The sequence below is a fragment of the Ruegeria sp. HKCCD6428 genome, from assembly GCF_013110595.1.
In the GTDB taxonomy this organism is placed as follows: Bacteria; Pseudomonadota; Alphaproteobacteria; order Rhodobacterales; family Rhodobacteraceae; genus Ruegeria.
Genome location: NZ_WVQX01000004.1, coordinates 173,897 through 185,560, shown reverse-complemented (window position 1 = coordinate 185,560; position 11,664 = coordinate 173,897). Strand labels below are relative to the sequence as shown.

The following is an 11,664-nucleotide window of genomic DNA, read 5'->3' as shown; positions in this document are numbered from 1 at the left end:
GCCGGGCACATGGATTATGGCTTCACCACTGCCGCCTATGTTGTTGCGGCTGTCCTTTTCATCCTTTCGCTCGGCGGTTTGTCGAACCAGGAAAGCGCCAAGCGCGCGGTCTGGTATGGCATCGTCGGTATGGCGCTGGCGGTATTCGCCACGCTGGTTGGCCCGGGCTCGGGCCTGTGGTTGCTGTCACTGCTGCTGATCGCGGGCGGTGGTTTCATCGGCCAGTATGTTGCGCAGCGCGTGCAGATGACCGAGATGCCGCAGCTTGTTGCGGCGATGCACTCGCTGGTCGGTCTTGCGGCCGTGTTCGTCGGTTTCAACGCGCATTTCGAGATCGGCAACGTGGCGCAGGTCATGGCCATTGCTGACAGCGCCAGCCAGGCGGACCTGTCCGACCTTGGGTCTTTTGCCAAGCTGATTGCCAAGAAAACCCCGGCTGAACTGGCAATCCTGCACGTGGAACTGTTCCTGGGCATCTTCATCGGTGCGATCACCTTTACCGGGTCGGTTGTCGCCTATGGCAAGCTGGCGGGCAAGGTGACCTCGGCAGCGACCAAGCTGCCCGGTGGCCATGCGTTGAACGCGGCGGCGGCGGGTCTCTCGCTGATCTGCCTGATCTGGTACACATCGACAGGTGGTCTGTTCCCGCTGATCCTGATGACGCTGGCGGCGTTATTCATCGGCTATCACCTGATCATGGGCATCGGCGGCGCTGACATGCCGGTGGTGGTGTCGATGCTGAACAGCTATTCGGGTTGGGCGGCTGCGGCGATCGGTTTCTCGCTGGGCAACGACCTGTTGATCGTGGTCGGTGCGCTGGTGGGCTCGTCGGGTGCGATCCTGTCCTACATCATGTGCAAGGCGATGAACCGCCATTTTGTCAGCGTGATCCTTGGCGGTTTTGGTGGCCCGCAGGGCGAACAGATGGCCGTTGAAGGCGAACAGATCGCTATCGAGGCTGATGGCGTTGCTGCGGCTTTGAACGACGCGGACAGCGTGATCATCATTCCGGGCTATGGGATGGCCGTGGCACAGGCGCAGCAATCGGTTTCCGAACTGGTGCGCAAGCTGCGGGCCAAGGGCAAGAACGTTCGTTTCGCAATCCACCCTGTGGCGGGCCGCTTGCCGGGCCACATGAATGTTCTGCTGGCCGAAGCGAAGGTGCCGTATGATATCGTTCTGGAAATGGACGAGATCAACGACGACTTTCCGGACACCGATGTGGCCATCGTCATCGGTTCGAACGACATCGTGAACCCGGCGGCGCAGGAAGATCCCAACAGCCCCATCGCCGGAATGCCGGTTCTGGAATGCTGGAAAGCCAAGCAGGTGTTTGTCTCGAAACGTGGTCAGGGCACCGGGTATTCCGGCATCGAAAACCCGCTGTTCTTCAAAGAGAACACCCGGATGTTCTACGGCGACGCCAAGGAGTCGCTGGACAAGCTGCTGCCGATGATCGATTGATCGTCGCGTTTGATCAGATTGCAAAGGGCGCCTTTGGGCGCCCTTTTCTTTTTGAGTGTGCATGAGGGCGTTGCCCCCAAACCCCCAGGATATTTCCAGCCAGATGAAGCAGGCGGAGTGTGGTAGTCTGGGGTGGCGGCACAGATGGCAGGAGGTCGAGGATGGAGAAAGTGAATGGTATTGGCGGAGTGTTCTTTCGCGCCCGCGACCCTAAAGCGCTGAGCGCCTGGTATGAGAAGCACCTGGGCGTCAATTATTATGACCCCGTGCCCTGGAAGCAGCGAGAAGGCTATACGGTCTTTGCGCCATTTGAGGAGGACACTGAATATTTCGGACGGACCGATCAACAGTGGATGATCAATTTTCGTGTTGATGACCTGGCCGCGCTGACGGCGCAGCTTGAGCAGGCTGGAATCACGGTGGAAACCAATCCTGACTGGGACAGCGAAGTTGGAAAATTTGCCCGCATCCATGATCCCGAAGGCAACCCCATCGAGCTGTGGCAGCCAAATCAATGAGATAGCAGGGTTGTATACCGTTGTATCCCTGTAAGTATATGAAATAAAAAGAGAATTGATGTATCAATTATGTACCGTATAGTGCGCGTGACGAGGCGGAGCCATACATGACACCGATAGACGACCATCCCCTTCGCTATGCGCTGGCAAATGAACTGCATGCGCGACCGTTCCCGGTCGCGTCAATGCCCTGTACGGTGGTCTTTCTTGCGATCAAAAAGCCCGAGGCCGCCGTGGCGCGCGATCGACGTGAGGATTTGGCTCATTTGATCGACCTGCTGGATCGCCACGGTGCGCAGCACCCTCGGCCGGACGCCACGCATTACGCGGGTCAGATTGGCCGCCATTGGTTGAAGTGGGAGCAGCATACCGAATTCGTGACTTACACGGCGATCGCGCAGAATGTGAGTGATCGCGCCTTTGATCCGGCTGACTTTGAGGTCTTTCCGCCCGATTGGTTGATGGCCAGTCCTGGCCAAAGGGTTACGTCAGTATTGATGCGCGTCGTTGAACGCGACAGTGACGACTTGGTGAAGTCGAAACTGCTGGATTGGTTCGAGCCGGAAAGCCTGGCCGTGTCCAGGGTGTTGGACGATGCCGCGGTTTGTGCCAGTGATTTTCGGATCGATCCGGCAGGTCACATGCGCTTTGCCTTGTTCGTGGCCGAGGGCACCGGACGGCGCCGGACGGGACGGATTATTCAGCGTCTTTGCGAAATAGAAACGTATAAGGCGATGTCGATGCTGGGTTTTGCGCGCGTCAAGCAGCTGATGCCGCGTATCGGAGAGCTGGACGGGCAACTCACCCGATTGATGGGGCAGATGACCGGCAACTCGGCGCAGCCTGACGCGCTGTTACAGGATTTGCTGGCAACGTCGATCGAGCTCGAGACATTGTCGGCCCGGTGTTCTTTCCGTTTCGGAGCTACGGGGGCGTATGAGGCCATCGTCAACCAGCGGATCGAAGTGTTGCGAGAAGAACGTTTCGAGGGTGGTCAGAATTTCGCTGACTTCATGATGCGCCGATATGACCCTGCAATTCGCACCGTGAAATCCACGGAACGCCGGCTTCAGGCCTTGTCGGATCGGGCGATCCGCGCGGGTGAGTTGCTGCGGACAAGAGTGGATGTGGAACGCAGCGCGCAAAACCAGGCGTTGCTGGAAAGCATGGACCGTCGCGCTGATCTGGCACTGCGCTTGCAACATACGGTCGAGGGGCTTTCCGTGGTTGCCATCAGCTATTACGCGGTTTCGCTGGTCAGCTATCTTTTGTATCCGCTGACGGCCTCTGGCATCAGCAAGGGCATGCTGACGGCAGCGGTTACGATCCCGGTTGTCGCCGGGGTGTGGTACTCGGTGCGACGCATTCGCAAACGGCTCGGTTGAGCAGCAATTGCCAGTGTTCGTCTGACCTGTAGAACAGGGGCATTGGGCAAGCAGAGCGAGGACTTGGGATGATAAGCATAGTTGCAGCATGGCGCGCTGTCGCCGCCATGTTCATTCTGAATGGTGCCCTGTTCGGAATCTGGGCGTCGCGCATTCCCGCCATACGTGACCGCTTGGAACTGTCCCATGAGGCGCTTGGATATGGCCTGTTGTTCATGGCTGCGGGGGCTGTCTGCTCTTTCCCGATAACCGGGCGGCTTACGGATCGTTTCGGCGCGGTTGCAATCACCCGGATCATTGCGGTTCTGTACACGGGGTCACTGATCCTGCTTTCCATGGCTGATGGGCTTTGGGGGCTGGCAGTGTTTCTGTTTGTCTTTGGCGCCTTTCACGGGTCGATGGATGTTGCGATGAATGCATGGGCCGCCGAGGTAGAGCAGGCCTATGACAAACCCGTTATGTCCTCGTTCCACGCAATGTGGAGCCTTGGTGCTGGCCTTGGCGCGCTCAGCGGTTATGCCGCGGTTCAGATGGGGCTGACGGTTCTTGTGCACTTCCTGTTGGCGGGTGGCGTGGTTGTTGGCCTTGCGCTTGCGTCATCCTGGGTAAGCTGGACCTCGCGCCAATCCCAAGGGCCTCAGAGTACGGTTTTCGCCTTGCCATCCGGGGCGTTGATACTGGTTGGCATAGCCGCCTTGTGCGGGGCATTGGGCGAAGGGGCCGTCGCGGACTGGAGCGCGATATATCTGCGTGACATTACAGGGGCGTCCGAAAGCGTTGCTGCCTTGGGCTATGCGGTGTTTTCAGTGACCATGGTGGCGTTTCGACTTGCAGGCGCGCTTGTCATCACCCGGTTCGGTCCGGTCGTTTCCGCCCGGTTCGGAGGAATTTGCGCGGCTTTGGGCGTTTTCACGGTGGTTTCGACAGCAACGATCCTGCCCGTGCTGGCCGGCTTTGCCTTGATGGGAATAGGTTATGCCGTGATCATGCCGCTGGCATTCAGCCGCGCGGCCAGCGATCCGAATGTGCCGCCGGGGCAAGCCATCGCAAGTGTTGCAACATTGGGGTATGGGGGGCTGTTGATCGGTCCGCCGTTGATTGGCTTTTTGGCGGAAGTGTTCGGCCTGCGTCTGGCATTCGCCGTGCTGCTGCCATTGGCCGTTCTGATCGTGTTGTTGGCCGGCGCGATGAAGCGCGCCGGCTGAGAGTGTTCAACGACCGCGAATGCGGGGATCCAGCGCATCGCGCAGACCGTCACCCAGATAGTTGACGCTCAGGACGGTCAGCGAGATTGCCAGACCAGGCCAGAACACACGCTCGGGGTATTGCTGTAGATAATCGACTCCGTCGAACAGCAGGCGGCCCCATGTCGGGAAGTCGGGCGGAAAGCCCAGACCCAGGAAGGAAAGCGCGCTTTCGGTAATGATCGCCGTCGCAATCCCCAGCGTCGCCGATACCATGATCGGAGACAACACGTTCGGCAGGATATGCCGCGTGATGATCTGAGTGTTGCTGGTGCCGATGGACCGGGCCGCCAGAACGAATTCACGCTCTTTGATGGCCAGCACGTCACCCCGTACGATCCGCGCCGTAGGCATCCACGAGGTGATACCGATGGCGCAGACGATCAGGATGAAGATCCCGCGCTCCAGCCCGAACGCGGCGGACAGGGGTTCACGGAACAGCAGCATCATGACCAGCAGCAAGGGCAGCAGGGGCAGGGCCAGAAACAGGTCTGTCAGACGCATAAGCGGACCATCCAGCCGTTTGAAGAACCCGGCCAGAACGCCGATGAAGGATCCCAGGAACAGTGCCAGCAGCATCGCGGTGATGCCCACCGATACCGAGGTTTGACCGCCCGACATCATGCGCGCCAGAATATCCCGGCCCAGTTGATCGGTGCCGAAAGGATGCGCCCAGCTTGGCCCCTGATTGCGGGCCCGGATATCGATCTGCGTTGGATCAATGCTCCAGAGATAGGGGCCCAGATAGACGCCCGCCACGATCAGGATAAACAGCACCGCACCCACCATGGCGCCCTTGTGCGTCTTGAACTGATCCCAGACGTCGCGCCATTGGCTGCGCGGCGGGGTCGTGAGTTCCTCCATCACATCAGCGGTTGGCAGCGCGGTGGATGCCGGGGCCAGACCTTCGTCGGGGATCAGCGTGTCTGATTTGTCGTGATCAGTCATAGCGAATCCTCGGGTCCAGAATGCCATACAGGACGTCGGCGATCAGGTTGAACAGCACGATCAGCACGGCAAAGATGAAGGTCAGGGTTTGCACCATCGGCAGGTCGTTGGCCTGAATGGCTCCGATCAGCAACTGGCCGATACCATTCACCTTGAAAACCTGCTCGGTGATGATGGCGCCGCCGAAGATGGCCGGAATGCCCAGTGCAATGACCGTGACCACGGGGATCATCGAGTTCCGCAGAACGTGGACCATGACCACGGTGTATTCGCTGAGCCCCTTGGCGCGCGCGGTGCGGACGTAATCCTGGTTGAGATTGTCCAGCATCGAGGCGCGCATGAAACGGCTGAGCTGTGCAGTGATCTGCAACGCCAGCACCATGACCGGCATGATCATCTGCTTCAGCTGCACGACGAAGCTGTCCCAGCTGTTGACGACATGGGTCGTGTCATAGATCGACGGGAACCAGCCCAATTGGACCGAGAAGATCACGATCACCAGAACGCCCGAGAAAAACGGAGGGACCGAGAAGCCGACCATCGACACGAAGGTGCCCATCTGGTCGAACCAGGAATACTGGCGATAGGCCGAATAGATGCCGATGGGCAGGGCGATCAGAATGGCGACAACATAGGCGGTGCCGACAACCCACAGGGTCTGCGGGATACGCTGAACGACGATGTCCATGACGGGCGAGCGGGTCTGCCAGGATATCACGCGCAGGTCGCCTGCGGAAAAATTGGTGCCGAAGATGTGGTCGATCAGAACCTGCGGTTCGATCCAGAAGAATTGCACGATCCATTTCCAGAACCGGATATGCATCGGCTGGCCAAGGCCGAGCGCCTCGCGCATCTTTTCCTTGACTTCGGGGGGAACGGTGAGCGGAACCTGTGCCATCGGATCGCCGGGTGCGAGTTCGAGGAGCAGGAAGATGACGAGGCTGATGAACAGCAGCGTTGGAACGGCCAGCACCAGTCGTCTGATTGTGAAATTAAGCATTAAGAGGCGCCTTTATATGCGTCTTCTTGTTGGGGTGGGATGCAAATGACCGCGCCCCGATAACGATCGGGGCGCGGTTTTGCAAGGTCAGTGCTTAGGAACCGGTTTTGCGGTACCAGTCCGCAATGTTCCACAGCTCGCTGTCCCAAACGTTCAGGACAACGCCACCCAGTGTGTTTGCATGTGCCGACAGGCGACCACGGTGAACCAGCGGGATCATACCACCATTCTGAACCATGATGTCATTCAGCTGCTTGGCGATTTCCGCACGCGCTTCCAGACCAGCGGTTTCGGCCAATTGAGCGTGCAGCTTGTCGAACTCTTCGTTGCAGAAGCGGCTGATGTTTTCGCCCTGCCACTGCGTCTCGGGACGCGGTGCCTTGTCGCACAGACCGTTGCCCAGATAGGACTGCGGGTCGGTGCCGTTGAAGGTGTTGGCGTACATTTCAACGTCGGCATAGAACTTCTGGAACGTGTCGGGCGAGCCCGGGTCACCACCGAAGAAGACCGATGCGTTGATGTTGCGCAGTTCGGTTTCAATGCCGATCTGGCTCCACCACTCCTTGATCAGTGCCTGGAAGTCCTGACGGACAGCGTTGGTCGAGGTCTGATAGACGATCTTCAGCGGAACGCCATCCTTCTCGCGGACGCCGTCGCCATCGGTGTCGACGATACCGGCATCATCCAGCAGTTTCTTGGCGCCTTCGATATCCTGGGTGTCGCAGGTCATCGAGGTCGAGTTGAACGCCGCAGGGGCCGGAACCCAGTTGCAGGTCACTTTACCAGCCTGACCATAGCCGATTTCCACCAGCAGCGGACGGTCGATGGCCATCGACATGGCTTTGTAAACGGCCGGGTCCTTCAGGAATGGGTGCGGATGCTTGGCCGTCGAACGCTCGCCTTCCGGCAACTCGGGCGACGGGTTGGTCTGGTTCAGCATGATGCGCTCGACCAGCGGGCCGAAGCCTGCAACCGGCGTACCTTTGCCACCTTCCTGCATCTGTGCGATCACTTCCGGAGCCAGTTGCAGGTTCCACGCATAGTCAAATTCACCGGTTTCCATGACGGCACGACCTGCAGCCGTCGCGTCACCGCCGCCTTTGAAGGTCACGGTCGCGAAGGCAGGTTTCGCCGGATCACGATAGTTGTCGTTGGCCTTGAAGGTAATCACGTCGTTCGGTTTGAACTCGGTGACGACAAAGGGGCCGGTGCCGATCGGGTTGAAGTTCTGTTCGGTGCATTCCGGGGCTTTTGCGCCCATGCAGTTTTCGAACTGGGCCTTTTGAAGGATCGGGCTTTCACCGCCGACGAACGGGCCATAGGGGAAGGGGGTCGGTGCGTCGAAAGTGACCTTGACGGTCAGGTCATCAACAGCTTCGACCGAGGTGACGCCTTCGAACTTGGTCACCTGCGCGCAGCCACCTTCCGGGTGCATACAGTAATCGGCGGTGAACTTCACGTCAGCAGCGGTGAACGGAGAGCCGTCAGACCATGTGATTCCCGGTGCAATTTTCCATGTGATCGACGTCAGGTCTTCGCTGACACCGCCATTTTCCACGGTCGGGATTTCAGACGCCAGATATGGCACCATGTTGCCGTCCTGGTCGTAGCGGGCAAGTGGTTCGATCACCAGCGAGGCTGATTCCACGTCTTTCGTACCGCCGGACAGGAACGGGTTCAGGATCGACGGAGCCTGCCAATAGATGATGCTGACATTGCCGTCCGAACCGCGCTCGGCAAAGGCCATCGGGGCCATTGCCGTGCTTGCGATCGCACCAAGCAAAAGGGTTTTGATTTTCATAAGTCACTCCCGAATTGGACACGTTCGTGTCTCGATTATCTCCGCAAGGCCTGCGGGTTTGGCGTTGCCGCTTCGGGGTAAGTTTTTGATCAACAAAGATAATAGCGCTAACGACATAAATCGGCGCTGCCTCCCCAAGGCGGTTACGTTGGGTATCGAAACAGAACTTGAGAAAAATGCAAGTGGTGCCGTCGCGAAAATGTGTAATGGGTTTGACTTTTCCCGGTGGCCCGCCGTAGCGTTCGGCATTCAGAACAAGAATAACCTCGTCAAGGGAGCGCGCACGTGCTGGATCAGCCTATTGCTCAAATCAAAAAACTGCGGGTGGAGTTTCAGACAAAGGACGGTCCCGTTGTTGGTGTTGAGGACGTCTCGTTCGAGGTCAAACCAGGCGAAACCGTTTGTATCGTTGGCGAATCGGGCTCGGGGAAGTCGGTTTCATCTTTGTCCTTGATGCGTCTGGTCGAGTTCGGTGGCGGCGAAATCGCGGGCGGTGAATTGCTGTTTGATCGTCGTGATGGCGAAGAAATGAACCTGGCGAAGGCCGATCAGGATCTGATGAAGCAGATTCGCGGCAACGAGATCGGGATGATCTTTCAAGAGCCGATGACCGCGCTGAACCCCGTTTTCACCGTGGGCCGCCAGTTGACCGAAGGTCTGCGCATCCATAAGGACATGACGAAAGCGCAGGCCGAGGAACGGGCGCTGGAATTGCTGCGTCAGGTCCGTATCCCAGAGCCCGAGCGCCGTCTGAAACAATACCCTCACGAGTTGTCGGGCGGGATGCGCCAACGTGTTGTCATTGCGATGGCGATGGCCTGTGAGCCGCGCCTGTTGATCGCCGACGAACCCACCACGGCGCTGGATGTGACCATTCAGGCCGAGATCCTGGCCTTGATGGACCGCCTCAAGCGGGAAACCGGAACTGCGGTGATGTTCATCACCCACGACATGGCCGTGGTTGCCCAGATGGCTGACCGCGTTGTTGTGATGTTCCGCGGCAACAAGGTCGAAGAAGGCACGGTCAAGGAAATCTTTGAAAACCCACAGCACGACTATACCAAGGCGTTGCTGGCCGCGGTGCCGAAACTGGGCGAGATGCAGGGTAAATCTGCGCCCGAGCCAATGAAGCTGCTGGGGGTCGAAGGGCAGAATATTGCGCCAATTCCGGGTACGGAAGAGGTTCTGCTGACCGTCAAGAACCTGACAACACGGTTCCCGGTCAAAGGCGGGCTTTTGCGGCGCACGATTTCGAACGTTCATGCGGTCGAGGATGTCTCGTTCACTCTGAACAAAGGTCAGACGCTCAGTCTTGTCGGGGAATCCGGGTGCGGCAAGTCTTCAGCAGGGCGCTCGATCCTGCGGCTGGTTGAGCCGTTGGCGGGCGAGATTGATCTGGACGGTGTCGATATCATGAAGCTTGATCCGTCTGGTTTGCGCAAGGCGCGGTTGGACATGCAGATGATTTTTCAGGACCCGTTCGCCTCGCTGAACCCGCAGATGCAGCTGGTCGACCAAGTGGCCGAGCCGATGCGCAATTATGATGTGGCGTCGGGATCCGAACTTCAGGATCGCGTGGCACAATTGTTCGACAAGGTGCAATTGCCGCGCAGCTTCATGCGTCGCTTCCCGCATGAAATGTCCGGCGGTCAGCGTCAGCGGATTGCAATTGCCCGCGCTTTGGCCCTGAACCCCAAGCTGATCATTGCGGATGAGGCGGTCTCGGCCCTTGACGTGTCGGTTCAGGCGCAGGTTCTGAACCTGATGATGGAATTGCAGTCCGAGCTGGGCCTGTCATACCTGTTCATCAGCCACGACATGGCCGTTGTCGAACGGGTCAGCCACTATGTCGGGGTCATGTATCTGGGGCGCATTGTCGAGCTTGGGCCCCGGGCGCGGGTGTTCGAGAACCCGCAGCATCCCTATACACAGGCGCTGATGAAGGCGGTTCCGATCGCGGACCCGAACAAGCGGAAATCGGAAAAGGATCTGAATTTCAAACCGATCCCTTCTCCTATTCACCCCACCAACTACACGCCGGAACCTTCGCAATATCAAGAGGTTGAGGCAGGGCACTTCATTCTGACCACGGACAGCGGGTATTGACCCCAATGGCGAAACGCCTGACCCCGCTTGAGATCATGACACAGCTGATCTCATTTCCGACCGTAAGCCGTAATACCAATCTGCCGCTGGTGGATTGGGTTCAGGACTACTTGCAGGGCCACGGAATCGAAAGCCACCGCTGGCCAGATCCGGACCAACCGCACAAGGCCGCGATCTTTGCGCATGTTGGTCCATCCGAAGAAGGTGCGGTGGTTCTGTCCGGTCACACGGATGTCGTGCCGGTGGACGGTCAGCCGTGGGACACTGATCCTTTCACGGTGACCGAGAAAGACGGCAAGTACTTCGGTCGCGGCACCTGCGACATGAAGGGGTTTGACGCCCTGGCCATCTGGGCCCTGGTCGAAGCACACCATGCCAATATCAGCCGGCCGCTTCAGCTGGCGCTCAGCTTTGATGAAGAGGTCGGATGCACCGGTGCGCCGCCCATGATTGAAGCAATGCAACAGGTTCTGCCCAAGGGATCGGCAGTGATAGTGGGTGAGCCGTCGATGATGCAGGCGGTGACGGGGCACAAGGGCGGGTTCGGCATTGATACACATATCGTCGGGTTCGAAGTGCACAGCTCGATCATGCATACTGGCGTGAACGCCATCATGGCGGCGGCGCCTTTGATCGATTGGGCAAATCACAGAAACGCCGAGAGCATGGCCGCTGAGCCGAGCGAAATCGCGGCTGTTTTTGACCCGCCGTGGACCACCTGTCATGTCGGCATGATTGAAGGCGGGACAGCCCACAACATCACTGCCAAAGACTGCAAGTTCATGATGGATTTCCGCACGGTGCCGGACGAAACGCAGGCTGAATGGCGCGAGGTCTATATCGAACAGGTTCGCCAGGTCGAAGCACGGATGCAGGCCGTTCACCCCGATGCCCGCATCGAACTGTCTGAACATTTCGCGATCCCGGGGCTGGTGCCTGAACAGGACGGAGAAGCCGAAGCTTTGGTGCGCGCCCTGACCGGGGACAACGCAAGCCACGTCGTCAGCTACGGGACCGAGGCGGGGCAGTTTCAGGAGGCCGGGTATTCAGCCGTGATCTGCGGTCCCGGCGATATCGCGCAGGCGCATCAGCCGAACGAGTTCATATCAATCGCGCAGTTCGATGCGGGGCACAAGTTTATGCAACGACTGGTTGAAAAGCTCGGCGCAGAGTAGCATTCAACACAGCATCAATTGTT

At 58.7% G+C, this 11,664-nt stretch carries 9 protein-coding genes; 6 read left to right on the top strand and 3 right to left on the bottom strand.

What is annotated here, in order from left to right:
* Nucleotides 1–9 precede the first annotated feature (9 nt).
* From GS620_RS11505 to GS620_RS11490, 4 genes are all read left to right on the top strand, one after another.
* On the top strand, nt 10–1,464 hold the full coding sequence (locus tag GS620_RS11505; protein WP_152458621.1) for an NAD(P)(+) transhydrogenase (Re/Si-specific) subunit beta: 1,455 nt from the start codon (nt 10–12) through the stop codon (nt 1,462–1,464).
* A gap of 161 nt (nt 1,465–1,625) precedes the next feature.
* Nucleotides 1,626–1,982: a VOC family protein gene (locus GS620_RS11500; protein ID WP_171615940.1), complete on the top strand. Its 357-nt coding sequence runs from the start codon at nt 1,626–1,628 to the stop codon at nt 1,980–1,982.
* A 107-nt stretch (nt 1,983–2,089) separates the two neighbouring features.
* The gene (locus GS620_RS11495) at nt 2,090–3,367 is read left to right on the top strand and encodes a DUF3422 family protein (RefSeq protein ID WP_171167283.1); all 1,278 of its coding nucleotides are present in this window, start codon (nt 2,090–2,092) and stop codon (nt 3,365–3,367) included.
* 68 nt (nt 3,368–3,435) lie between these two features.
* The gene (locus GS620_RS11490; RefSeq protein ID WP_171615938.1) at nt 3,436–4,572 is read left to right on the top strand and encodes an MFS transporter; all 1,137 of its coding nucleotides are present in this window, start codon (nt 3,436–3,438) and stop codon (nt 4,570–4,572) included.
* A 6-nt stretch (nt 4,573–4,578) separates the two neighbouring features.
* Here GS620_RS11490 and GS620_RS11485 read toward each other — a convergent pair whose 3' ends face one another.
* From GS620_RS11485 to GS620_RS11475, 3 genes are all read right to left on the bottom strand, one after another.
* Entirely contained in the window at nt 4,579–5,559 is a 981-nt protein-coding gene (locus GS620_RS11485) for an ABC transporter permease (protein WP_152458617.1), read from the bottom strand.
* Nucleotides 5,552–6,559, bottom strand: coding sequence for an ABC transporter permease (locus GS620_RS11480; RefSeq protein WP_152458616.1), 1,008 nt, complete (start codon nt 6,557–6,559; stop codon nt 5,552–5,554). Before GS620_RS11480 ends, GS620_RS11485 begins: the two co-directional genes overlap by 8 nt.
* A 94-nt stretch (nt 6,560–6,653) precedes the next feature.
* Complete coding sequence (locus GS620_RS11475) at nt 6,654–8,360, bottom strand: peptide ABC transporter substrate-binding protein (protein WP_152458615.1); 1,707 nt, start codon at nt 8,358–8,360, stop codon at nt 6,654–6,656.
* A 285-nt stretch (nt 8,361–8,645) separates the two neighbouring features.
* On the opposite strand from GS620_RS11475, the gene GS620_RS11470 reads away from it, so the two are divergent.
* Both GS620_RS11470 and argE read left to right on the top strand, forming a co-directional pair.
* The gene (locus tag GS620_RS11470) at nt 8,646–10,466 is read left to right on the top strand and encodes a dipeptide ABC transporter ATP-binding protein (RefSeq protein WP_171615936.1); all 1,821 of its coding nucleotides are present in this window, start codon (nt 8,646–8,648) and stop codon (nt 10,464–10,466) included.
* Between the two features lie 5 nt (nt 10,467–10,471).
* Nucleotides 10,472–11,641, top strand: a complete 1,170-nt coding sequence (gene argE / locus GS620_RS11465) for an acetylornithine deacetylase (RefSeq protein ID WP_171615934.1) — start codon at nt 10,472–10,474, stop codon at nt 11,639–11,641.
* Nucleotides 11,642–11,664 lie beyond the last annotated feature (23 nt).

Excerpts from the sequence above, each read along its gene's own strand:
- GS620_RS11505 (WP_152458621.1), top strand. The coding sequence starts at position 10 with ATGGATTATGGCTTCACCACTGCCGCCTATGTTGTTGCGGCTGTCCTT.
- GS620_RS11500 (WP_171615940.1), top strand. The coding sequence starts at position 1,626 with ATGGAGAAAGTGAATGGTATTGGCGGAGTGTTCTTTCGCGCCCGCGAC.
- GS620_RS11495 (WP_171167283.1), top strand. The coding sequence starts at position 2,090 with ATGACACCGATAGACGACCATCCCCTTCGCTATGCGCTGGCAAATGAA.
- GS620_RS11490 (WP_171615938.1), top strand. The coding sequence starts at position 3,436 with ATGATAAGCATAGTTGCAGCATGGCGCGCTGTCGCCGCCATGTTCATT.
- GS620_RS11485 (WP_152458617.1), bottom strand. The coding sequence starts at position 5,559 with ATGACTGATCACGACAAATCAGACACGCTGATCCCCGACGAAGGTCTG.
- GS620_RS11480 (WP_152458616.1), bottom strand. The coding sequence starts at position 6,559 with ATGCTTAATTTCACAATCAGACGACTGGTGCTGGCCGTTCCAACGCTG.
- GS620_RS11475 (WP_152458615.1), bottom strand. The coding sequence starts at position 8,360 with ATGAAAATCAAAACCCTTTTGCTTGGTGCGATCGCAAGCACGGCAATG.
- argE (WP_171615934.1), top strand. The coding sequence starts at position 10,472 with ATGGCGAAACGCCTGACCCCGCTTGAGATCATGACACAGCTGATCTCA.